Origin of the sequence: Rhodococcus sp. DT1 (assembly GCF_049844875.1) — a bacterium.
Lineage (GTDB): Bacteria > Actinomycetota > Actinomycetes > Mycobacteriales > Mycobacteriaceae > Rhodococcus.
Window position 1 is genome coordinate 277452 of record NZ_JBNCLW010000003.1, and the last position, 23046, is coordinate 300497.

General features: G+C 67.5%; 24 protein-coding genes. 17 read left to right on the forward strand and 7 right to left on the reverse strand.

The window, feature by feature from the left end:
- Nucleotides 1–35 precede the first annotated feature (35 nt).
- Nucleotides 36–1250 (forward strand): glucose-1-phosphate adenylyltransferase, encoded by a 1215-nt coding sequence (glgC, locus tag ACLQ3J_RS09055; protein ID WP_169621642.1) that lies wholly within the window; start codon nucleotides 36–38, stop codon nucleotides 1248–1250.
- Nucleotides 1251–1316: 66 nt separating this feature from the next.
- On the opposite strand, the gene ACLQ3J_RS09060 is transcribed toward glgC, so the two are convergent.
- Entirely contained in the window at nucleotides 1317–1952 is a 636-nt protein-coding gene (locus ACLQ3J_RS09060) for an O-methyltransferase (protein WP_169652606.1), read from the reverse strand.
- A 284-nt stretch (nucleotides 1953–2236) separates the two neighbouring features.
- Here ACLQ3J_RS09060 and sigE point away from each other — a divergent pair, with 284 nt between their 5' ends.
- From sigE to tatB, 4 genes are all read left to right on the forward strand, one after another.
- Nucleotides 2237–2872: an RNA polymerase sigma factor SigE gene (sigE, locus tag ACLQ3J_RS09065; protein ID WP_240952358.1), complete on the forward strand. Its 636-nt coding sequence runs from the start codon at nucleotides 2237–2239 to the stop codon at nucleotides 2870–2872.
- Nucleotides 2873–2888: 16 nt separating this feature from the next.
- Nucleotides 2889–3263: a zf-HC2 domain-containing protein gene (locus tag ACLQ3J_RS09070; protein WP_169621644.1), complete on the forward strand. Its 375-nt coding sequence runs from the start codon at nucleotides 2889–2891 to the stop codon at nucleotides 3261–3263.
- Between the two features lie 115 nt (nucleotides 3264–3378).
- A complete protein-coding gene (locus ACLQ3J_RS09075; protein ID WP_425902895.1) occupies nucleotides 3379–4932 on the forward strand; it encodes a trypsin-like peptidase domain-containing protein in 1554 nt (517 codons plus the stop codon).
- Between the two features lie 81 nt (nucleotides 4933–5013).
- On the forward strand, nucleotides 5014–5409 hold the full coding sequence (gene tatB, locus ACLQ3J_RS09080) for a Sec-independent protein translocase protein TatB (protein WP_169652608.1): 396 nt from the start codon (nucleotides 5014–5016) through the stop codon (nucleotides 5407–5409).
- A gap of 75 nt (nucleotides 5410–5484) precedes the next feature.
- On the opposite strand, the gene ACLQ3J_RS09085 is transcribed toward tatB, so the two are convergent.
- The 5 genes from ACLQ3J_RS09085 to ACLQ3J_RS09105 all read right to left on the reverse strand — a co-directional run bounded on the left by ACLQ3J_RS09085 (nucleotide 5485) and on the right by ACLQ3J_RS09105 (nucleotide 10633).
- A complete protein-coding gene (locus ACLQ3J_RS09085) occupies nucleotides 5485–6618 on the reverse strand; it encodes an Mrp/NBP35 family ATP-binding protein (protein ID WP_206037053.1) in 1134 nt (377 codons plus the stop codon).
- Nucleotides 6619–6643: 25 nt separating this feature from the next.
- Entirely contained in the window at nucleotides 6644–7513 is an 870-nt protein-coding gene (locus tag ACLQ3J_RS09090) for a lytic murein transglycosylase (protein ID WP_296551712.1), read from the reverse strand.
- Between the two features lie 300 nt (nucleotides 7514–7813).
- Nucleotides 7814–8749, reverse strand: a complete 936-nt coding sequence (locus ACLQ3J_RS09095) for a hypothetical protein (protein ID WP_169652609.1) — start codon at nucleotides 8747–8749, stop codon at nucleotides 7814–7816.
- 91 nt (nucleotides 8750–8840) lie between these two features.
- A complete protein-coding gene (locus ACLQ3J_RS09100; protein WP_169621650.1) occupies nucleotides 8841–9365 on the reverse strand; it encodes a DUF1003 domain-containing protein in 525 nt (174 codons plus the stop codon).
- The gene (locus ACLQ3J_RS09105; RefSeq protein ID WP_169621651.1) at nucleotides 9362–10633 is read right to left on the reverse strand and encodes a magnesium transporter MgtE N-terminal domain-containing protein; all 1272 of its coding nucleotides are present in this window, start codon (nucleotides 10631–10633) and stop codon (nucleotides 9362–9364) included. Before ACLQ3J_RS09105 ends, ACLQ3J_RS09100 begins: the two co-directional genes overlap by 4 nt.
- A gap of 268 nt (nucleotides 10634–10901) precedes the next feature.
- Here ACLQ3J_RS09105 and ACLQ3J_RS09110 point away from each other — a divergent pair, with 268 nt between their 5' ends.
- The 10 genes from ACLQ3J_RS09110 (at nucleotide 10902) to ACLQ3J_RS09155 (ending at nucleotide 20319) form a co-directional block, all read left to right on the forward strand.
- Complete coding sequence (locus ACLQ3J_RS09110) at nucleotides 10902–11345, forward strand: DUF4383 domain-containing protein (protein WP_169621652.1); 444 nt, start codon at nucleotides 10902–10904, stop codon at nucleotides 11343–11345.
- A gap of 96 nt (nucleotides 11346–11441) precedes the next feature.
- Complete coding sequence (locus ACLQ3J_RS09115) at nucleotides 11442–11903, forward strand: DUF6098 family protein (RefSeq protein ID WP_296551709.1); 462 nt, start codon at nucleotides 11442–11444, stop codon at nucleotides 11901–11903.
- Nucleotides 11904–12037: 134 nt separating this feature from the next.
- Nucleotides 12038–13000, forward strand: a complete 963-nt coding sequence (locus ACLQ3J_RS09120; RefSeq protein ID WP_169621654.1) for an HpcH/HpaI aldolase/citrate lyase family protein — start codon at nucleotides 12038–12040, stop codon at nucleotides 12998–13000.
- Between the two features lie 88 nt (nucleotides 13001–13088).
- Nucleotides 13089–13577 (forward strand): general stress protein, encoded by a 489-nt coding sequence (locus ACLQ3J_RS09125; protein WP_169621655.1) that lies wholly within the window; start codon nucleotides 13089–13091, stop codon nucleotides 13575–13577.
- A gap of 67 nt (nucleotides 13578–13644) precedes the next feature.
- Entirely contained in the window at nucleotides 13645–14571 is a 927-nt protein-coding gene (locus ACLQ3J_RS09130) for a hypothetical protein (RefSeq protein ID WP_425902896.1), read from the forward strand.
- An 87-nt stretch (nucleotides 14572–14658) separates the two neighbouring features.
- The gene (locus tag ACLQ3J_RS09135; RefSeq protein WP_169621657.1) at nucleotides 14659–15891 is read left to right on the forward strand and encodes a GNAT family N-acetyltransferase; all 1233 of its coding nucleotides are present in this window, start codon (nucleotides 14659–14661) and stop codon (nucleotides 15889–15891) included.
- A gap of 126 nt (nucleotides 15892–16017) precedes the next feature.
- Nucleotides 16018–17361, forward strand: coding sequence for an ABC transporter substrate-binding protein (locus ACLQ3J_RS09140; RefSeq protein WP_169621658.1), 1344 nt, complete (start codon nucleotides 16018–16020; stop codon nucleotides 17359–17361).
- 65 nt (nucleotides 17362–17426) lie between these two features.
- Nucleotides 17427–18308 (forward strand): carbohydrate ABC transporter permease, encoded by an 882-nt coding sequence (locus ACLQ3J_RS09145; RefSeq protein ID WP_169621727.1) that lies wholly within the window; start codon nucleotides 17427–17429, stop codon nucleotides 18306–18308.
- A 2-nt stretch (nucleotides 18309–18310) separates the two neighbouring features.
- On the forward strand, nucleotides 18311–19141 hold the full coding sequence (locus ACLQ3J_RS09150; RefSeq protein ID WP_169621659.1) for a carbohydrate ABC transporter permease: 831 nt from the start codon (nucleotides 18311–18313) through the stop codon (nucleotides 19139–19141).
- A gap of 5 nt (nucleotides 19142–19146) precedes the next feature.
- On the forward strand, nucleotides 19147–20319 hold the full coding sequence (locus ACLQ3J_RS09155) for an ABC transporter ATP-binding protein (RefSeq protein WP_425902897.1): 1173 nt from the start codon (nucleotides 19147–19149) through the stop codon (nucleotides 20317–20319).
- Nucleotides 20320–20351: 32 nt separating this feature from the next.
- On the opposite strand, the gene ACLQ3J_RS09160 is transcribed toward ACLQ3J_RS09155, so the two are convergent.
- Entirely contained in the window at nucleotides 20352–21197 is an 846-nt protein-coding gene (locus ACLQ3J_RS09160; protein ID WP_169621661.1) for a chromosome partitioning protein ParB, read from the reverse strand.
- Nucleotides 21198–21270: 73 nt separating this feature from the next.
- On the opposite strand from ACLQ3J_RS09160, the gene ACLQ3J_RS09165 reads away from it, so the two are divergent.
- Both ACLQ3J_RS09165 and ACLQ3J_RS09170 read left to right on the forward strand, forming a co-directional pair.
- Entirely contained in the window at nucleotides 21271–22398 is a 1128-nt protein-coding gene (locus ACLQ3J_RS09165) for a winged helix DNA-binding domain-containing protein (protein WP_425902899.1), read from the forward strand.
- Between the two features lie 46 nt (nucleotides 22399–22444).
- The gene (locus tag ACLQ3J_RS09170) at nucleotides 22445–23041 is read left to right on the forward strand and encodes a suppressor of fused domain protein (protein WP_169621663.1); all 597 of its coding nucleotides are present in this window, start codon (nucleotides 22445–22447) and stop codon (nucleotides 23039–23041) included.
- The last annotated feature ends 5 nt before the right edge of the window (nucleotides 23042–23046 follow it).

A 23046-nucleotide genomic window follows, 5' to 3' on the forward strand; every position in this document is an offset into this window, starting at 1 on the left:
TGGCGGCAGTGTTGGGCGACCGATAGGTTGGGCGTGTGAGGAGCCAGCCACATGTGCTTGGAATCGTGCTTGCCGGCGGCGAGGGTAAGCGTCTTTACCCTCTGACCGCAGACCGTGCGAAGCCGGCAGTGCCCTTCGGGGGCGCATATCGCCTGATCGACTTCGTGCTCAGCAACTTGGTGAACGCCGGTTACCTGCGCATCTGCGTACTCACGCAGTACAAGTCGCATTCCCTCGACCGCCACATCTCTCAGACGTGGCGTCTGTCGGGCTTCACCGGGGAGTACATCACCCCGGTGCCGGCCCAGCAGCGACTCGGACCGCGCTGGTACACCGGTAGCGCCGACGCGATCCTGCAGTCGCTCAACCTGGTCTACGACGAGGACCCCGAGTACATCGTGGTGTTCGGCGCCGACCACGTGTACCGGATGGACCCCGAACAGATGGTGCGTCAGCACATCGAGTCCGGAGCCGGTGTCACGGTGGCGGGTATCCGGGTGCCGCGCAACGAAGCCTTCGCGTTCGGATGCATCGACAGCGACGAGCAGGGCCGCATCACCCAGTTCCTCGAGAAGCCTGCGCACCCACCGGGGACGCCCGACGACCCCAATGTCACCTTCGCCTCCATGGGCAACTACGTGTTCTCGACGAAGGTTCTGGTCGAAGCGCTGCGTGCCGACTCCGAGAACCCCGATTCCGATCACGACATGGGCGGCGACATCATTCCGGCACTCGTCGCCGACGGCGTCGCACACGTCTACGACTTCAACGACAACGTCGTTCCCGGCGCGACCGAACGCGACCGGGCCTACTGGCGCGATGTCGGGACGCTCGATGCCTTCTACGACGCGCACATGGACCTGGTGTCGGTCCACCCGATCTTCAACCTCTACAACCGGCGCTGGCCAATCCGCGGCGCCGCGGAGAACCTGCCGCCCGCGAAGTTCGTCCAGGGCGGTCTCGCCCAGGAATCGATCGTGGGTGCTGGGAGCATCCTGTCCGCCGCCACCGTCCGCAATTCGGTGCTCAGCTCCAACGTCATGGTCGAGGACGGCGCCACCGTCGAGGGCAGCGTGCTGATGCCGGGTGTCCGGATCGGCAAGGGCGCGGTGGTGCGACGCGCGATCCTCGACAAGAACGTGGTGGTGGGCGACGGCGAGATCATCGGCGTCGACCTCGAGCGCGACCGTAAACGATTCGCTGTCAGCGGCGGCGGCGTGGTCGCCGTCGGCAAGGGCGTGTGGATCTGACCGGAGCTGTGCGACTCCGCGGGCCGGTGCGACCCGACGGGCCGGGAGTCGTGCGGCCCGTCGGGCTCAGCTGAGACGCACCGCGCACAGGAGCCCGTCTCCGAGCGGCAGGACCACCGGAGCGAGCCGTTCGTCGTCCGAGACCGCCCGTGCTGCCTCTCGGACGGCCAGCACGGTCGAATCGCGTGCGGACGGATCGGCGACCCGGCCGCCGAGCAGCGCGTTGTGCAGCACGATGACGCCGCCCGGCCGCAGCAGACGCACGCCCTCGCGAACGTAGTGCGGGTGGTCCGACGGGGTGGCGTCGACGAACACCAGGTCGTAGCCGGAGTCGGCCAGTCGCGGCAGTACGTCGAGCGCACGGCCGTTGATGAGCCGCGTGCGGGAAGCGACGACACCGGCATCGCGGAATGCGAGCTTGGCAGCCCGCTGATGTTCGGGTTCACTGTCGATCGTGGTGAGGACGCCGTCCTCGCGCAGGCCGTGCAGCAACCACAGCCCGCTCACTCCCGCACCTGTACCGATTTCCACCACGGTCTTCGCGTCCAGCATGCGGGCGAACATCGCGAGAGCAGCCCCCACCGACGGGGACACCGGATCCGCGCCGAGATCCTCGGCGCGTTCCCGCGCGACGGCGAGCTGTTCGTCCTCGACGACGATGTTCTCCGCGTGGGTCAAAATGCGGTCTGCATTGGTCTGCACGAGACCGAGGCTATCCGCGCCGGGATGTTTGTGCGGGCAGGCTCGCAGATGTGGGCAAGGATGTGGCGATGTTTTCTCAGCTTCGTTTCAGGTAACTCACACGACCAGCACATCCCCATAGGAAAGACTCGGGTCACGAAGTCGAAGGCCGGCAGGACACGGAGCTTCGGTGGAGTAGGCCTCATGGGACCCTGGTGGTGAGGAACAAACCTCAGGGCCCGGATGTTGAACTTTCCACCACTGTTCCGCGTAGCGGTCCCGAAGAGGAGGATCCAGCGATCCACATGCCCGAATCCCGCACCGTTCTCCCGCCCGATGCCGTCCCGTTCGACGAAGCCTCCCTGGAAGACCTGAGCGGAACCGCGGTGTTCGACGCGACGGGAGATCGTGCGTCCATGCCCTCGTGGGACGAACTCGTCCGCGAGCACGGCGACCGCGTCTATCGGCTGGCTTACCGGCTCTCGGGTAACGCACAGGACGCCGAAGACCTCACCCAGGACACGTTCATCCGTGTCTTCCGTTCACTGCAGGACTACCAGCCCGGCACGTTCGAGGGCTGGCTCCACCGCATCACGACCAACCTTTTCCTCGACATGGTGCGTCGCCGGAACCGCATCCGGATGGAAGCGCTGCCGGAGGACTACGATCGGGTCCCGGCCCAAGGGCCGAACCCCGAGGAGATCTACCACGACGCGCGACTCGGCGCCGACCTGCAATCCGCCCTGGATTCGCTCGGTCCGGAGTACCGCGCAGCGGTGGTGCTCTGTGACATCGAAGGTCTGTCCTACGAAGAAATCGGTGCCACACTGGGGGTGAAACTCGGGACGGTGCGCAGTCGCATCCACCGAGGTCGCCAGGCACTCCGCGAGTACCTGCGCGAGAATGGGAAGGCCGAAGTCGTTCGCGTCGATGCGGGGTAGCCGCCGGGAGGTTTTGATGACGATGGTGCAGCCACCTCGCAGGTTCGGTTCCACGGAGCACTTGGCTAGCGAGGCGGTTGCCGCGTACGTCGACGGCGAACTCCGGATGGCGCCGTACCTTCGGGCTGCACAGCATCTGGCGGAATGCCCCGAGTGCGCGGCCGAAGTCGAGGCGCAGCAGCAGGCCCGTCGCGCACTGCGTGCCGCCGCCGAGGACGCACCCGAGATGTCGAGTTCCCTCCGGGGCGCACTCTGCAGCATCCCCAGCCACCTCTTCGACGTCCCCGGAGCGGATCGGACCCGGAACGGCGCAAAGGCCCCCGAGGTCGACGCAGCGCAGTCCGAGGCGTGGTTCGCAGCGCGGCGATGGGCGATCCGTCGCAGGCGGTGATCGGCAGGAAGGTCACCACAGCCCGGCCGGTCGGAGACCGGTCGATCACAGGGCACCCGAGGCCATCGGTGATACTGGGCTCTGTGACGGACCTACACGGGGGAGACGGGTACGCGTGACCGCGGATTCTGTGGAGCACAACGGCCGACGCGCGAGCGACGACACCGACCTTCCGGACGCCTCGTCCGGAAGGCAGGAACAGGCGAACGGCGCCATCGAGCGCCCCGCCGACGCGCCGCGTCTCGACCCGCGACCGGTGTACCGGCCCAGGGTGGACCCCGCCGCCGAGCGCGTCTTCGGGCGACCGGCCGGTACCGAGGGCCCCTTCGGGACGACACCCGGCGCGCGGGCGTCCGAACCCGAAATCCGGCACGCCCCGCCGACCGACGCCATCCTCGCCGAGGCATACGGAAAGCCGGACGCGGCGGACGAGACGCTGCAGCGGCCGCCCTCCACACCCGACGACGGCTCCGGGGACGAGCCGGTCCCGTCCGACCCGTGGCGCGACCCCGACTCCGCCGTCCGGCTCGGTGCGCCGCTCGAAGCGGAGGACGAAGAGGATCTGCCGCCGGCCCCCAAGCTGACTCTGCGTGAGGTCCTGTTCGACCGTCGCGTCGAGCCCCGCGCCCTGGTCTCCCTCGCAGCGCTCGCACTCGCGATCGCGGTCGTCGGCGGGCTGGCCGTGGCGGTGGTGACGTCCGACAACGGCTCACTCACCAGCCGAGGCGTGTCGCTGTCGCAGGTCGCGTCGGACGGGGAAGTGCCCGCCGGGACCGTCGCGCAGGTTGCCGACGCCGTTCTGCCGTCGGTCGTGTCCATTCAGGTCACCATGGGTGAAGAGGCAGGAACAGGCTCCGGCGTCGTGATCGATGGAGCCGGATACATCGTCACCAACAACCACGTCATCTCCATGGCGGCGACCAATCCCGACGCGAAGGTTCAGGTCACTTTCGACGACGGCACCAAGGTCCCCGCGACGGTCGTGGGACGGGACATCAAGACGGATCTGGCGGTACTTGCGGTCAAGGACGTCGACAACCTGGTCGTGGCCGAACTCGGGCGATCCGAGGACGTGCAGGTCGGTGAGGACGTCGTCGCCGTGGGTTCCCCGCTCGGCCTGAGCAAGACCGTCACCCGCGGCATCGTCAGCGCGCTGCACCGGCCCATGCGGCTGAGCGGCCAGGGCACCGACACCGACGCCGTGATCGACGCGGTCCAGACCGATGCCTCCATCAATCCGGGTAACTCCGGTGGGCCGCTCGTCGACATCGAAGGTCGCGTCATCGGCATCAACTCCGCGATCAAGTCCGAAACCGGCGGGTCCGTCGGTCTCGGCTTCGCAATCCCCATCGACGACGTGACCGAAGTGGCGGGGGAACTCATCCGCAACGGTGAGATGCGCCATCCGGAGATCGGTGTCAATGCCCGCTCGGTGGTCAACGAGGTCGCCAGCGGGGCAGAGGTCGCGAACGTCCAGAGCAACAGCCCGGCACAGCGTGCGGGAATCGTCGAGGGCGACGTGATCGTGCGGGTCGGCGGCCGCGAGGTCACCACCGCCGACGAGCTCGTGGTTGCGGTGCACGCTCAGGAGATCGACCAGCCCGTGACCGTCCAGATCGTCCGGAGCGGACGTCTCGTGGACATCGAGGTCACCCCGGAATCGGACTGACGTCCCGGTTCCGGAGGTGCTTCCGGTGTGAGTTGAGCCCGCTCGCGCTGAATTCCGGCAGGAAACACGTAGTCTTGACCCGTGTTCGGCAACATCGGTTGGGGTGAATTCGTAGTCCTCCTCGTGGCGGCCCTCGTGGTGCTCGGTCCCGAGAGGCTGCCAGGTGCTGTCTCCTGGGTGACCAAGTCACTGCGACAGGTGCGCGATTACGCCTCGGGCGCACGGGATCAGCTGAAGGAAGAGCTGGGTCCGGAGTTCGACGATTTCCGTCAGCCGCTCGCCGAACTCAACCAACTCCGCGGCATGACCCCCAAGGCCGTCATCACCAAGCACCTGCTCGACGGTGACGGTTCTCTGTTCAACGACATGGGCAAGACACCGGGTGCGCCGGTAAACGGATCGTCGCCCTCGACGCCCAACCTGACGAAGCCCCTCGCACGCGACGAGAGGCCCCCGATCGATCCGGACGCGACGTAGGTCGTCGCTCCGCCGGAGTTCCCCGGCCCGGACTTTCCACGGTCGCCGCAACATCGTTGCGGCGACCGTGTGCGTTTACAGGTGCCGGGTGGTGTCGATCCCCAGCGACATGCCGGCCAGTCCACGCTTGCGCACCGCGAGCTTGTCGGCGATCTCCGACATCGCGATCGCAGGCGCCGACTCCGGAGCCGACAGCACGATCGGCGTTCCGGCGTCACCGGACTCACGGACGGCGGGGTCGAGCGGGATCTGGCCCAGCAGGGGCACTGTGGCCCCGACGGCGCGGGTGAGGCGCTCCGCGACGGCCTGGCCGCCACCGGTGCCGAACACGTCCATGCGCGTCCCGTCCGGCAGTTCGAGCCACGACATGTTCTCCACGACGCCCGCGATGCGCTGGCGCGTCTGCAAGGCGATCGAGCCTGCACGCTCGGCCACCTCGGCCGCGGCCTGCTGCGGGGTCGTCACGACCAGGATCTCGGCACCCGGGATCAGCTGGGCCACCGAGATCGCCACGTCACCGGTGCCCGGGGGCAGGTCGAGAAGGAGCACGTCGAGGTCGCCCCAGAACACGTCCGCGAGGAACTGCTGGAGCGCGCGGTGCAGCATCGGGCCGCGCCACACGACCGGGGTGTTGCCCTCGGTGAACTGCGCGATCGAGATCATCTTCACGTCGTGCGCGACCGGCGGCATGATCATCCGCTCGACCTGTGTCGGCTTCGCAGAGGTGCCCAGCATGCGGGGGATCGAGTGGCCGTAGATGTCGGCGTCGAGGACACCGACCGACAGGCCGCGTGCGGCCAGCGCCGCCGCGAGGTTCACGGTGACCGACGACTTGCCGACGCCTCCCTTACCGGACGCGACCGCATACACGCGGGTCAGCGATCCGGGCTGGGCGAACGGGATGACGGGCTCGGCGGAGTCACCGCGGAGGGACTTGCGTAGTTCGGTGCGCTGCTCGTCGTTCATCACGTCGAGAGTGACGCGGACCGGGCCGACTCCCGCCACGTCGGCGACCGCCTTGGTGACGCGATCGGTGATCTCGGTGCGCATCGGGCATCCCGAGGTGGTCAGGTACACCTCGATATCGACGCTGCTGTCGTCGCGGATCTCGATGCTCTTGACCATGCCGAGATCGGTGATGGGTTTCCGGATCTCGGGATCCTGTACCCGGGCGAGTGCACTGCGGACGTCGGACTCACTGACTGCCATGACGCCCATGGTAGGTGGGTGCCTGTCAGTGGATGCGCGGCAGGTCGGCCGGACTCGGCGTCACACCGGTGGAGTAGGCCGCCGACCACGCAAGCACGTTGGCGACGTAGGCCATCGAGTTGTTGTACCGGTGGATTGCCTTCGTCGCATGGCCGAGGTTGTGCATGTCGAGGCCACCGTCGCACAGGTACCGCGCGGTCGTGAGCGTCGAGTCGTAGAGGTTCTGCGGGTCGGCAACGCCGTCGCCGTCGCCGTCGCCCGCGTACTGATTCCAGGTCGTGGGGATGAACTGCATGGGCCCCACGGCGCGGTCGTACACGGCGTCGCCGTCCAGAACGCCGCCGTCGGTGTCCGCGATGGTGGCCTGGCCCGGGAGGCTGCCGTCGAGGGGCAGGCCGATCACCGGTTCGAAGAGGTTGCCCTTCTCGTCTGCCTTGCCGCCGTTGGCATGACCGGATTCGACCTTGCCGATACCGGCGAGCAGTGTCCAGTACATCCCGCAGCCCGGGTTCTCCTCGGACAGGATGCGCTCGGCATTGCGGTATGCGTCGAAGTTGATGCCGGGGATACCGAGAGGCCCCTCGGTAAGCACCTTCGTCTCGGGTGCGGGCGCCGGCTGGGATGCGGACTTCGGTGCCAGCGCCGGTGCCGGGGCGGGCTCGAGCATGATGGACTGCGCCACGGATACGGCTTCGGGGACCTGGGGGAGCGTCTCGGGGACTGCGTTCCCCATCGTGGTCGCCTGGGCGTCCTGGTGGACTCCGAGCAGCGCACGCGGTGATGCACCCGCAGTTGTCGCGGCGGCGGCAACGAGGCCTACCGGTACCAAACCTGTCATCGCGATCACTGAATTGCGGCGGATCTTGGAATCCGTCGGTCTGGCGTGCCGGCCCACTCGTACCTCCCTCGGGCGAATCTCGAACCCGAGATGCCTCCGTTATTTACGGGGCTGACAGTACACGGTTCGTAGCCGTTCCGTTATTTAAACGTGATGTAACGCCTGGTTTAGGGGTGTGCCAGAGGGGTTTGTGCCGTTGAGGCGGCTCCGCGGTTATCCAAGTGTGACCCGCGTCATAATATGGGCGGCGTGTCGCCTCGGGCCGCGCTGGGTACCTGCACGCCCCCGGCAGAAGGTCCGCCGGGCAGTGTCTTGCTACGGGCAGTGTCTCGGTACAGGCAGTGCCCCGTTACGGGGTCATTCGCAGAAGGCGGGTACGAGGCAGGGAACCGGCGGAAGTTCGGGCAACTGCGGCAAGGGCGGAAGGGCCGGCGCCGGAGCGTCGCCTCCGGGCTCGCCGGTCTCGTCTGCTGCGGCCGGGTCGCCGGGAGCGCTCTGCGGGGCCGGAACGGGTGCCGGAGCGGCGATGTCGGAGGCGGCCGGAAGGGGCCGCGCCGGAGCCGGCGCCAAGGCGGACTCGGCGACTTCGGCGCCCTTGGCATACGTAGCCGACCACTCGCGCACGTTCGCGAGAAACTCGGGCGACCCGTTGAACAGTGCGACCGCGCGCGCCTCCCCGTCCGGCTCGCGAAGCCGGGCGCCGTCCGCGCACATCCAGGCGCTCGCGGCCAGCGTGGCGTCGAACACGTTCTGGGCGTCGGCGTTTCCGTCTGCGTTCCCGTCCGCGCGATGCTGCTCCCAGGCAGCGGCGGGGAGAAGCATCGGGCCGAGGGCTCCGGTGGGTGCGACGACGGGCGTGGTCAGCGTGCCGAGGATGTCTGTGCGTCCACCGTCGGCGTGCTGGGACGCGAGGCGCCCGAGCGCGGCGAGCAGGTGCCACGGCATTCCGCATTCCGGACTGTCCACGGCCATCTGCATTTCCGCGGCCCGGTACGCGTAGTAGACGAGTTCGGGAATTGCGGCCGGACCCTCACCGAATACGGAGGGGACGGCCCCGGCGGGTGCCGCTGGTGGGCGCTGGAGCACCGGATCGGACGGTTCGCCCGGGGTGCGGAACGTGATCGGCGACGCGGGTTCGGCAGGTACGAGGCCGACGGCGGTAGCAGGAGCCGTCAGCGCGGCCGCAGCGGGCTCCGGTACGTTCTCGGCGACGCTCGGTGCTGCCGACGACGCCGTCGCAGCCAGTCCGGCCGCCACGATCACCGGAATCGCCAATGTCGCCGTCCAACGCACCCGACCGCCCCCTTCTGTATCCGTCTGCCACATCGGTTGGTGTTGTGACGAACGTTACATAACCGGGTCGGCTTATGTGTAATTCCGGGTGTCAGCGCCTGGGCGTGCGTCCCTTCCCGGAACCGGATGCCGCGTCGTCCTCGTCCTCGTCGACGAGCAGCGACCGGAGATCGTCGAGTTCTCGCCGCAGGTAGTCGCGGGTCGCCACCTCGCCCACCGCGAGGCGCAGAGCAGCGAGTTCCCGTGCGAGGAACTCCGTGTCGGCCTTCGTCTGCTCGGCCCGGGCCCGGTCCTCCTCGAGCGACACCCGGTCGCGGTTCTCCTGCCGGTTCTGAGCCAGAAGGATCAGCGGTGCGGCATACGCAGCCTGGGTCGAGAACGCGAGATTGAGCAGGATGAACGGGTAGGGGTCCCATCGCCCGACGACCGCCGTCATGTTGAGGGCGATCCACACCACCACGAAAATGGTCTGGATCGCCAGATACCGCCCGGTGCCGAGGAAACGCGCGACGCGTTCGCTGACCCGTCCTACTGCCTCCACATCGAAGTTCCAGCGGAACCGGGACGACTGCGGTGTCTCGAGACGCGATCGGCCCTGCGAGAGTCGGTCACTCATCCTTCGGTCTCCTCGTCACGCCAGTCCTCGGGCAGCAGATGGTCGAGCACGTCGTCCACGCTCACCGCCCCGAGCAGGTGCTGCTCGTCGTCGACCACCGGACCGCACACGAGGTTGTAGGTCGCGAAGTAGCGGGTGACGGTCGTCAGCGCGTCCCCGGGATCCAGGCGCGGCAGATCGTTGTCGATGATGCCGCCGATCAGAGTCGCCGGGGGCTCGCGCAGTAATCGTTGCAGATGGACGCAGCCCAGATACTTGCCGGTGGGTGTCGCGGTCGGTGGCCGCACCACGAAGATCATCGAGGCGAGCGCCGGAGTGAGGTCCGGGTGCCGTGCCCGCGCCAGTGCTTCCGCGACGGTCGTCGCGGGACTGAGTGTGACCGGCTCGGGGGTCATCAGACCACCGGCGGTGTCGGGGGAGTGTTCGAGCAGGCGCCGCACCGGCTCGGAGTCCTCCGGGTCCATCCGCTGCAGGAACGACTCCGCATCCGTTTCGGGCAACTCGCCGAGAAGGTCGGCGGCGTCGTCGGGATCCATCGCTTCGAGCACCGACACCGCACGGTCGACACCCAGTTCGGTGAGCAACTCCGTCTGGTCGTCGGACGGGAGTTCCTGCACGATATCGGCGAGCCGCTCGTCGTCGAGGGCCACCGCGACCTCGGTGCGCCGTTTGGCGGGCAGATCGCGCAACGAATTGGCGACGTCGGCGGGCCGCATGTCCTCGAACTGCATGAGCAGTTGCGCGACACCCTGGCCGGGCAGGGACAGTGCCTGCTGTGTCAGACCGTGGACGTGCGGCCATTCCACGATGTGGATGGGGGCACGCCGCGCGAGCCGGCCGCGATGCCGGCGCACCGCAACCCGCGCGACCACCCAGTCCCGGGTGCGCGTGAGCTCGATGCCGAGGTCCACGACCACGGTGTCCACACCGATCAGGTCGGGCAGTTCCGGGTCGTCGACGCGCACTTTCGAGTCGAGCACCTGTGCCAGTGCCAGCACCTCCGAGGGGCGCTGCGTGAACCGGCGCAGACTGACGTTGCCGGTCACGAGCGTGACCGATCCCGGTTCGATGGCCGTGACCCGCAGCATCGGGACGAAGATGCGTTTTCGCGTGGGCAACTCCACGACGAGTCCCAGGACGCGTGGTGCTTGACGACCGACGCGGATCGTGAGGACCACGTCGCGCACGCGGCCCACGGATTCCCCGTCGGGCCCGAGAACTACCAGACCCGTGAGCCTTGCGACGAAGACCTTGCTCACTGCTGCCAAGAGGTCACTCCCAACCGTATCGGTGCCGCGCGGAGCTCAGCATAAAAGCGGCCCCGGGCGGTGCGGACACACCGTCCAGGGCCTCTCGGCCACTGCGGACGGACGTTCGCGGTGGGCCGCATGAACCGTAGTCATCGTACGCATCGTCGCCCCGGCTTCCCGTGCGTCGGCATCGATCGGCAAAACCGATGCGCGTCGCCGGTTTCATGCAGCGGACGAGGGGTAGCCCGTGCACGTCTCATTCCTTCGTGATGGAGAAAGGACGGCCATGGCCGAACGTGTAATGCGAGCGAATCGAACGCCGGTCCAGCTTGCCGCAATGGTTTTCGGCGTGGTGTTTCTGCTGGTGGGGATCCTCGGGTTCATCCCGGGAGTCACCACCGACTACGACACCATGACCTTCGCAGGCCACCATTCCGGAGCAATGCTGCTCGGAATCTTCGAAGTGTCGATTCTCCACAACATCGTGCATCTGCTCTTCGGTGTCGCCGGACTGGCCTTGGGCCGGACGATCTCCGGCGCCAAGGCGTATCTCATCGGTGGCGGTGTCATCTACGCAGTCCTGTGGATCTACGGCCTCCTGATCGACAAGGACAGCGCAGCGAACTTCGTGCCGCTCAACACGGCGGACGATTGGCTGCACTTCGTGCTCGCGGTCGCGATGATCGCACTCGGGGTGCTGCTGCCGCCGCGCCGCCGCGCCGCCGTCTAGACGCGGGAAGGTTTGTTTGTCAGCGGGCCGACGTACGGTGTCGGCCCGCTGACGGACGTGCTTCCCGCGTCGTTCGGGATCGGTCCGGAGAACGTCATGAGCAGCACTCTGAGTGAAACACACTCTGTCCCAGGCGGAATCCCGCTCCTCTCGAGCTTGCGGGAGGTCGCCGACTTCGTCGCGGGAAACCCGGATATCCATGTCCGGTACTCCAAAGGTCCCGCCGCCGACGAGGCCGCGGGTCCGAGCCGGGACTACGAAGCCGGTGTCACGTTGCCCGGCTTGTCCGTGACCACCCTCGCCCCGGAACCGTGGTGGCCGGGACCGCTGGAGGATTGGCTGGCGCGCCGAATCTGCAAGTACGGCGAACTCGGTGAAGAGGACGGCAGATTCGCGTGGTTGCTGGAAGGAACGGTCGTGGGCCGGGGACCCGATCACGAGCCGCTGCTGACCGACATCCGTCCACTCGCACGACTGGGTCGTGCCGTCCTGGAAGAGGCGTCGCGCCGGTACCACGAGCGATTCGCAGTAGGGAACGATTCCCGCCGCGACACGTGAGGGCGCATTCGCGGTCCCCGAACGCCGATCTCTGTGGTCCCGAACGCCGGTCTCCGCAGCGGTAGCATGAGCACCGCCATCGGGCCGGGGGCCCGTGGCTCGTGTCGTTTCCGAACGTGGAGGTCTGTGCGGTCATGTCGTTCTCTTTCAGGCCCCGGCGGTCGGTACTCGCGGTTCCGGGTAGCAGCCGCAAGATGATCGACAAAGCCAAGGGTCTGCCCGCCGACGAGATCTTCCTCGATCTGGAAGACGCGGTGTCGCCGCTCGCCAAGGCCGAGGCCCGCACGACGATCGTCGAAGCGCTCAACGAGGACGGGTGGGGAGACCAGCTCAAGGTTGTCCGGGTCAACGACTGGACCACCGATTCGACGTACCTCGACGTCGCCGAAGTGGTCGGGGGCGCCGGTGCACATCTGGACGCGATTCTGCTGCCGAAAGTGCCTGACGCGAGCCATGTCCACGCGCTCGATCTCCTGCTCACGCAGGTGGAGAAGGCGCACGGACTCGAGGTCGGGCGCATCGGCATCGAACCCCAGATCGAGAACGCTCTCGGCTTGACCAACATCGACGCGATCGCCACTGCGAGTCCGCGCGTACAGACACTCGTGTTCGGGCCCGCGGATTTCATGGCGAGCATCAACATGCGCACGCTTGTGGTGGGGGAGCAGCCCGACGGGTACGACCGTGGCGACGCGTACCACCACATCCTCATGACGATCCTGATGGCGGCGCGCGCTCACGGCCTGCAGGCCATCGACGGCCCGTACCTCCAGATCCGTGACGTCGACGCGTTCCGTCGTTCCGCACAACGGACCGCCGCGCTCGGTTTCGACGGAAAATGGGTACTGCACCCGAGTCAGATCGATGCCGCGAACGAGGTTTTCAGCCCGCGGCAGCAGGACTACGACAAGGCCGAGATGATCCTCGACGCGTACGAATGGCACACCTCGGCGGAAGGCGGAGCGCGCGGTGCCGCGATGCTCGGCGACGAGATGATCGACGAAGCCAGCCGCAAGATGGCACTCGTCATCTCGGCCAAGGGGCGAGCGGCAGGGATGTCTCGCACCGAAACGTTCGAGCCTCCCCGCGGCGAGTAATCGTGTTCTCGCCGCCGGTCCGGGCAGAATGGACAGCGGGCGTGCCGGTGAAGACGGCACGCGGCCATCGAGAAGGAGCCGAATACTCATGACCAACCCCATCGGACCTGGCGGCCGTCAGGTGCCGGGCCTTCCGGAACCCCCGACCGGCTGGCCGGTCGGGTCGTACACGACCTACGCCGAGGCGCAGCGCGCCGTCGACCACCTGTCCGATCAGAACTTCTCCGTCGAGGACGTCACGATCGTCGGGGTGGATCTCATGCAGGTCGAACGGGTCACCGGACGGCTGACGTGGCCGAAGGTCATCGGGGGCGGAATCGTCTCCGGCGCCTGGCTCGGTGTGTTCTTCGGTTTGCTGCTGGGCATCTTCTCCACCGACTTCCTCGGCCCGCTGCTGGTCGGTCTCGTGGGCGGCATCATCTTCGGCCTGATCTCGGCCTCGATCCCGTACGCCGCGACCCGTGGACAGCGCGATTTCTCGTCGACGATGCAACTCGTCGCGGGGCGGTATGACGTGCTGTGCAAGCCGAGGACGGCCGAGCAGGCCCGCGACCTGCTCGCCAAGCTCGCGCTGTAACCCTCGGTGCGGGCCGGGCGGCGACGAGGGCTGCACCGGCCCGGCCCGCGCCACTAGTGTCGGTCGTATGCCCGATCTCGATTCGGTGGCCGACAGGCTCTACGGTCTCGATCCCGGTGACTTCGTCTCCGCCCGCGACGAATGTGCGGCGGAAGCCCGCCGGGCGGGCGACCGTGAACTCACCGCCGCTATCGGCAGGCTCCGGAAGCCGACGGTGGCGGCATGGATGGTCAATCTGCTCGCACGCGAACGCGGGGACGAACTCGCAGCACTTTTCGATCTCGGTGACGCACTGCGCACCGCGCAACGGCGGCTGTCCGGCAGCGACATGCGTGCGCTGTCGGCGCAGCGGCGCAAGGTGGTGGCAGCGCTCGAGAGGGCGGCGGCCGACCTCGCGGACGACCACGGGCGCCGTGCCACCGAGGGCGCCCTCAGGGAAGTGAGCCAGACGCTCAACGCGGCGCTCGCCGATCCCGAGGTGGCCGACGAGGTCCGCGCGGGAAGACTCTCGTCGATAGTCGAGCACAGCGGGTTCGGTGACCTGTCCGCCGTGCCGTTGACGCTCGTGCCCGAGACCTCAGACGACGACACGCCGGAGGCGCCCGCGCCCGAGCGGCCCAGGACCTCCGGGAAACGGACCGCCGCATCGAAACGCGGCCGGAGCGCCGGCGCGCGCGAGACGGCCGAGAAAGCCGCACGCGACAAGGCGGAACGTGAGGCACGACAGGCGGAAGTCGACGCGGTCGCAGCAGAGGTGGAGTCGGCGCGTGCGTCGGCCGAGCAGGCGCGATCTGCGGCCGGGGACGCCGATGCCGAGCTCGAACGATCCGAACGAGAGGTCGCCGACCTGCGCCGGAAACTCGACCATGCCGAGCAGCAACGGCAGTTCGCACGACGAGCCGTGGCCCGCGCAAAGAAGGAAGTGACGTCTGCGGAGCGGGTGGCGTCCGCCGCCGAGACGAAACTCGTTCGCTTGCAGAACGCGACACGGTGATGAGACACCGCTGCGGTGCCGACGCGTCCGTGCCGCAGGCCGAATACCCGGTCGCGGGGAGGAGCCGGCGCGGGCTAGGGTCCCGGGATGGGTGAAAACGCAGAGCCGCAGGTGCGGGTCCTCGAGTCGGAGGCCGAACTGGTGCAGGCGATGGCATTGTTCCGGACAGCGATGGTGGGACTGCCGGCACCGACCTATCCCGACGGGACGATCCACGACTATCTCGAACCCGGCCGTACCTTCGGAGCGTTCGTGGACGGTGTCCTCGCCGGCACGGTCGATGCGTTCTCGGGGGAGATCGTCCTTCCCGGCGGCGCGAGGGTAGCCCACGCCGCCGTCACCCACATCGGCGTGCTGCCCACCCACACACGCCGGGGAGTCGTCACTGCGCTCGTCCGGCAGCAACTGCGCGACGCGCGTACCCGCGGCGACGTGGTGGCGACACTTCGGGCCTCCGAGGCGACGATCTACGGCAGGTTCGGGTACGGGATCGCCTCGTGGTCGGTGGAGTCCGAGGTGGACCTGCGCCGGGCGGCCTTCCGGCCCGGTGCGCCGGAAGGCGGCCCCGTTCGGCTGCTGACCGGATCGGAGGCATGGGATCTGTTGCCGCACATTCACTCCCGCCACCTTCCCCTTCGTCCGGGCACTCTCGAACGGTGGTCGCAGTGGTGGAACTCCCAGAGAATGCGTGCGCAGTCGACCTCGGGGGCCCGTTACGTTGCTGTTCACGGGCAACCCGGACACGAGGACGGGTTCGTGCGCTACCGCCCCAGCACCGCCGACCCGCACGACTGGTTCACCAGCGAGACCCCCACGATCGTCGTCGACGATTTCTTCGCACCGTCCGTGGAAGCGCACGCCGGCCTCGTGCGCTTCTTGCTCGGCCTCGACCTCGTCGCCCGCGTGAGATTCGCCGAACTGCCCACGGACGATCCGATGCCCTGGCTTCTGCGCGACCACCGTGCGGTACGCACCCGGTCGATCGAGGACGAGACGTGGCTGCGGGTGCTCGACGTGGAGCGGGCACTGGCGTCCCGCGTCTATACGGGAGACGGGACGGTGACGCTCGGCGTCGTCGACCCGATGTTCCCGGAGAACGAGGGTACGTACACGATCTCCGCCGACGGCGCGGCGCGAAGCGACGGGCAGGCCGATCTGCGGATCGGTGTGGCCGAGCTGGGGTCGCTCCTGCTGGGCGGCGTCGCCTGTCGCACGTTGGCCGCGGCGGGCCGGATCGAGGTTCGGCACGCGGACGCGGTGCCGGTCGCGGACCGGCTCTTCGGATGGGTCCCGGCACCGTTCGCCGGTACTTCTTTCTGAGCGACCCGCACCTCCCTCCCGGCGGCATGCGCCCAAAGCCCGTTTTGCTCCGCTTGTGCGACCCCAAGCGATATTGTCGATTTCGGTGACACAAGTCACTGTCTCGGCAGTGCGGGCGGAGGCGGTATGCGACGGAAGTGGGCAAGACACGTCACGGCCGGCGCCGTTGCTGTGCTTGTCGGAGCCGGTCTGACGGCCTGCGGAAACAACAGCAGCGGTACCGTCCTGAGTTTCTACACGGCAGCGGACGGTGCCGAGCAGTACGCGCAGGCAGCGGCCGTGTGTACCGAGCAGGCTCAGGGGCGCTACACGGTCGAGCAGCGGACGCTGCCGAAGAACGCAGACGACCAGCGCCTGCAGCTGGCGAGACGGCTCACCGGCGGCGATGCGAGTCTGGACCTGATGACGCTCGACGTGGTCTGGACCGCCGAGTTCGCCGAAGCGGGATGGGCTCTACCGCTTCCTCCCGACATTGCGGCCGACGTGACCGAAGGGACCCTCCGAGGGCCTCTGGAATCGGCCACCTGGCAGGACGTCCTCTACGCCGCACCGCTCAACACCAACACTCAACTGCTCTGGTACCGCCAGGATCTGATGCCGGACGGGCAGCCGCCGCAGACATGGGACGAAATGATCGAGATCGCGAGCGGCCTCGCCGAGGAGGGGCTACCGAGCTGGATCGGGGTCACGGGACGCCAGTACGAAGGTCTCATGGTGTGGTTCAACACCCTTCTTGCCAGCGCCGGTGGGTCCGTCGTCGCCGACGACGGCACCACCGTCACACTCGAGGACGGCGATGCGGCGGAGACCGCCCTCGACATCATGAAAAGGGTGGCGACCGCGCCGGGAGTCGACCCCTCCCTGAACCAGGCCGACGAAGCGGCAGTGCGACTGGGGATGGAGAGCGGCCGCACGGCGTTCGAAGTGAACTGGCCGTTCGTGCTTCCCGGGATCCTCGAGAATGCCGCCGACCTGCCGTTCATCGACGAGAACGGCAATGTCACCACCGAGAACACCGGCAACACGGTCCTCACCGTCGACGGGGAGCAGAACTTCCTTCCGGCGCCGTACCCGTCCGTGATTCCGGGTGAGCCGGCGAAGGTCACGATCGGTGGATTCAACATCGCCGTGGCGCGGACGAGCACTCATCCCGACCTCGCCTTCGAGGCAATGACGTGCCTGCGCAACGAAGAGAATCAGCGCAACAACGCCATCGGCGGTGGCGTACCGCCGACTCTGGAAGTGCTGTACGACGACCCGGTTTTCCAGGAGGCGTATCCGGCGTGGCGGGAGGTGCGGGCCAGTCTCGAGAACGCGGCCGTACGCCCCGCTTCGCCTGCATACCAGAGTATTTCGACGCTGGTGACCTCCATCCTCAACCCGGTGGACCGGATCGACCCGCCGAAGACCGTCGGCGAACTCGCCGAACAGGTCCGCAAGGCGGTCAACTCGGAAGGGCTGGTTCCGTGACGGCAGTCGAATCGCAGAAACAGAGCGACGAGCAGGACGACAGCGCTCGCCCGGCGAAAGTTGCTCTGTCCGAAGGGAAGAAGGCAGAGCGGCGCCTCGGTCTCTGGCTCGTCGCACCCGCTGCTCTGGTGATGGTCGCGGTGACGGCCTACCCGGTCGCCTACGCCGTGTGGCTGAGCTTGCAGCGTTACGACCTTCGCTTCCCCGACGACCGGACGTTCGTCGGCCTGTCGAACTATGTCGATGTGCTCACCGACGGGTTCTGGTGGCAGGCGTTCTTCGTCACGCTGGGGATCACCGTGGTCTCGGTGGCGATCGAGTTCGTCCTCGGCCTGGCAATCGCTCTCGTCATGCAGCGCACGATCCTCGGCAAGGGACTGGTACGCACCGTCGTGCTCATCCCGTACGGCATCGTCACCGTCGCGGCCGCCTACAGCTGGTACTACGCGTGGACGCCGGGAACCGGGTACCTTGCGAACCTGTTGCCGGACGGCAGTGCGCCGCTCACCGACCAACTCCCGTCGCTGGCGATCATCGTGCTCGCGGAGGTCTGGAAGACCACACCGTTCATGGCGTTGCTCCTGCTCGCAGGGCTCGCCCTGGTTCCCGACGACCTGCTCAAGGCCGCGCAGGTGGACGGCGCGGGAGCGTGGACCAGGCTGATCCGCATCATCGTGCCGCTGATGAAACCGGCGATTCTCGTCGCGTTGCTGTTCCGCACACTCGACGCGTTCCGGATCTTCGACAACATCTACGTGCTCACGCGCGGCTCCAACGGCACCGGCTCCTTGTCGATCCTCGGCTACGACAACCTGTTCAGGGCGTTCAACCTGGGTATCGGATCTGCGATCAGCGTGCTGATCTTCGTGTGTGTGGCCATCATCGCGTTCGTGTTCATCAAGTTGTTCGGTGCGTCGGCGCCCGGGTCGGACGAAGGGAAGCGGTGACGATGGCGGATACCCGCAACAAGACCGTGTCGTGGTCCGCGGTCAACGTGCTCGTGCTCCTCTACGCGCTCGTGCCGGTGCTGTGGATCGCCAGCCTGTCGTTCAAGCCGCCCGGCACCATCCAGGACGGCAACTTCATCCCGCAGCAGTGGACCCTCGACAACTATCGGGGCATCTTCAAGACCAACGCGTTCACGAGCGCGTTGATCAACTCCATCGGGATCGGGCTGATCGCGACGTTCATCGCCGTGATCCTCGGGACGATGGCGGCGTACGCCGTCGCCCGCCTGGACTTCCCGGGCAAGAAGGTGCTGGTCGGGGTCGCCCTGCTCATCGCGATGTTCCCGCAGATCTCCCTGGTCAGCCCGCTGTTCGAGATCATGCGCAGCATCGGGTTGTTCGACACCTGGGCCGCGCTGATCATCCCGTACATCACCTTCTCGCTCCCACTCGCGATCTATACGCTCTCGGCCTTCTTCCGGGAGATCCCCTGGGAACTCGAGAAGGCCGCGAAGATGGACGGCGCCACCCCGGCGCAGGCGTTCCGGAAGGTGATCGCGCCACTGGCTGCACCGGGAATCATCACCGCCGCGATTCTGGTGTTCATCTTCTGCTGGAACGACCTGCTGTTCGCGATTTCGCTGACATCGACGGAGCGATCGATCACGGCACCTGCGGCGATCGCGAACTTCACCGGGGCTTCGCAGTTCGAGGAACCGACCGGTTCCATCGCCGCTGCCGCGATGGTCATCACCATCCCGATCATCGTGTTCGTACTGATCTTCCAACGTCGTATCGTCGCCGGACTGACGTCCGGCGCGGTGAAGGGGTGAGCGTCATGGCCGAGATCGTGCTCGACAAGGTGACGAAGGAATACCCTGACGGCGCCAAAGCCGTCCGCGACGTGGATCTGACGATCGCGGACGGCGAATTCATCATCCTCGTGGGCCCGTCCGGTTGCGGAAAGTCGACGACGCTGAACATGATCGCCGGCCTCGAGGACATTTCGAGCGGTGAACTGCGGATCGCGGGTGAACGCGTCAACGAGAAGGCTCCGAAGGACCGCGACATCGCGATGGTGTTCCAGTCGTACGCCCTGTATCCGCACATGACGGTGCGCGAGAACATCGAGTTCCCACTGACTTTGGCGAAGCTTCCGAAGAGCGAGATCGCGGAGAAGGTCGACGAGGCCGCGCGCATCCTCGATCTCACCCAGCATCTCGACCGCAAGCCCGCCAATCTCTCCGGTGGTCAACGGCAGCGAGTCGCCATGGGACGAGCCATCGTTCGCAACCCCAAGGCGTTCCTCATGGACGAACCGCTGTCCAACCTGGATGCGAAACTCCGGGTGCAGATGCGGACGGAGATCGCCCGGTTGCAGAAGAGGCTGGGCACGACCACCGTGTACGTCACGCACGACCAGACCGAGGCGATGACACTCGGTGACCGAGTGGTGGTCATGCGCAGCGGACTCGTGCAACAGGTGGGTGCACCGCAGGACCTGTACGACCATCCCCGGAACCTGTTCGTGGCCGGGTTCATCGGCTCACCCGCGATGAACTTCACCTCGGGGCAACTGGAGTCGGGCAAGATACGTTCCGCCTTCGGGGATTTCGCGCTCCCGGACGACCGGTGGGAGATGGTCCGGCAGCACAATCCTTCCCGCGACGTGGTGCTCGGTATCCGTCCCGAGCATTTCGAGGACGCGGCGCTCCTCGAACCCGCGCAACGGGAACAGGGCGTGACCTTCACGGCCGATGTGGACGTCCTCGAATCGATGGGGTCGGACAAGTTCGCGTACTTCACCGTGGAAGGCCCCGAGGTGCGGTCGAAGGAACTCGACGAACTCGCCGCCGCGACGGCCTCGGTCGATCTCGCCGGCGGCACGCTGGTGGCACGACTCCCCGTCGAATCCGGGGTGGCCAAGGACAAGCCGGTGGATTTGTGGTTCGACCCGGCCAAAGTCGCGCTTTTCGACCAGGAAACGGGAACCAACGTCACGCTGCAGTAGTGACGCAACCGCGGTGACGGCCGGACGGACCGTCACCGCGGATTGCGTCGCCGCAACGTCTCCACGATGTCGTCGTTCCACACGTGGCGGCGGACGAGGCGATAGCGTTCGCGCGCGATCCAGAGGTATGCCTCGGCGTCCGTCCGGTTCGGCAACATGCCGGCGGCGCGGACCAGCGCGACCACGGGCACGAACTCGTCCTCGTACCAGCGCCGCGCGACATCTTCGCGGGTCAGAAACTCACCGAGGTCCTGCATGAGACGGAACCCCCACGCCTCCACCGCTTCGGACAGTTCGGCGTAGTCCCACGGGTCCGTGACCCGCACGGCGTCAACGGCGTCGGCGGGCAGGGGCACACGCGTGCAGAACATCCGGTAATGGTCCTTGCGCACGAGGTCCGACTGCCCGGTGATCCCGTCGGCCGAGATCCGGGTGATGATCTCGGTGACGTACGCGTCGATGGTGCGGTCGTGCTGGGCGTAGGCGATCGACACGCGGTGGTGCCCGTCCTGCACGAAATGCAACGAGCCGACCCGGTACACGGAGATGGGCGGCATCGCCTCGCCTCGCCGCCGTGCGACAGCGATCCTCTCCCAGCGTTCGCGCAGACGCGCCGACGTGGGACGGAAACGCCGATCGAAGTCGTCGGTGCGGTCCACGCTGCCGACGATCGACGACACCTCGATGATCTGCAGGCCGAGTCGGCGCTCGTCGACCCTGCCGAGCGCACGAACGACTTCGTCGAACGGCAACACGGTGTTGACATCGTCGGGTTCGCGCCGCAGCCATGCGATCAGCCGGGCGTACTCGGCGCGGCGACGTTGCCGCGCGAAATCGTCACCGGCATCGGAAACCGGAAAACCGGTGTCGCGCGCCATTCCTCGACGGTACCGGGTGCTGGGCCGCAGCGGGGGCGTCCTGCGTGTCGGAGACCTGTGCGACAGTCGACCCGTGACGAACCGGACCCTCACCGTTCGCGAACTCGGTCGCGCCACCCTTGCCCGCCAGCACCTGCTCAGGCGGAGCGACCTTTCCACCGCGGCGATGCTCGAGCACCTGATCGGGTTGCAGGCGCAGGCGCCCGAGCCACCGTATTTCGCGTTGTGGACACGGATACGCGGATTCACACCCGACCGATTGTCGGATCTGATCGCCTCCCGCGAGGTGGTGCGCATCGCGCTGATGCGCGGAACCGTCTTCGCGGTGACAGCGCCCGACGCCCTCGCGCTGCGGTCCTGGATGCAGCCTCTGCTGACGCGCGCGCTGCGCACCGATACGCAACACGCCGCGGGCCTCGCGGGCATCGACCACAGGGCACTGTCCGATTTCGCCGCAGAGCTGGTCCGCCACGAACCGCGCACCGGCCAGGAACTGGGCCGTCTGCTCGCAGAACGTTTCCCCGGTTACGAGCCCGGTGCCCTCGCCTACGCGGTACGCGGATTGCTACCGCTGGTGCAGGTGCCTCCGCGCGGACTGTGGGGGCGATCGGGTCTACCGCGACTCGCGCTTCTCGACCATTGGGTCGGGCGCGGCGGCGAATCCCTTCCTCCGCTCGCACCGGAACCTGTCGCGCTCGTACGCCGGTACCTCGCGGCGTTCGGCCCCGCGAGCGCACGCGACGCGCAGGCATGGTCGGGGCTCACGGGTCTCGGCGAGATCTTCGACGCGCTTCGGCCCGATCTCACCGTCTTCCGCGACGAGAACGGGGTCGAACTGTTCGACCTGCCGGACGCTCCCCGTCCCGATCCGGCGACGCCGGCACCGGTTCGCATCCTCGCGCAGTACGACAACGTGCTGCTCTCGCACGCCGACCGCACCCGGCTGGTGTCCGACGCCGACCGCCGCCGGCTCGTCACGAAGAACGGGATCGTCCACGCGGCCGTCCTCGTCGGCGGGACGGTCGCCGGGTCGGTCCGCCGCACCACGACACGTCGTTCGGCGGTCCTCGAGGTCACGCCGTGGCGCCGTCTCACCAACGCGAACCGGTCGGCGATCGAGGCCGAAGGGATGCGCCTGCTGAAGTTCTCGGCGCCGGGCGCAGACGACCGCGAGGTCCGGATCCTGCCCGAGGCGCACTAGTGGCACGGACCGAGACCCGGTCGCGGGCGCAGACTAGATTGCAGGGGTGACCGACGCAGTGCTCGACGCAGTCCGCGCCCATCTCACCGCCCACCTCTCCGGCCCCGGCGGTGGGGAACCGGAGTCCGCGTCGGTGACGTTCCTGGGACTCGAACCCATCGATGTGCTGCGGTTCCGCAGTCCCGAGACCGGACTTCTGCGGTTCGCCACGTTGGGATGCTCCCGGCATCCCATGGGCGACCCGACGGAGATGGTCGCGGACCCCAATCGTGGGCCGCGTGCCGAACTGGTTCTGAGTCTGCGTAATGCGGAGGGCCTGACGACCGGGGTGCACCGCACGCTCGCGTTGCTCGCCGCGCTTCCGGCGGTGGAGGGAGTCGTGCTGACCGACGACGCCCTGCTCGATCTGGGTGAGCCGCTCTGGGAGGGTGCACCGTTCACGGCGGTGCTGCTCGGCAGCGGCGACGTGCCGGATCTGGTGTTGCCCGAGCCGGCCGATCCGGTGCGGTTCTTCGACGCGATTCCGCTGACCGGCACCGAAGCGGCGTGGAAGCGGTTACGCGGCGCGGACGCACTGCGCGAGGCGTGGACGGAGGCGGGCATCGACCTCCGCGACCCCAAGCGAGCGCAAGCCCGCTTCTGAATGCG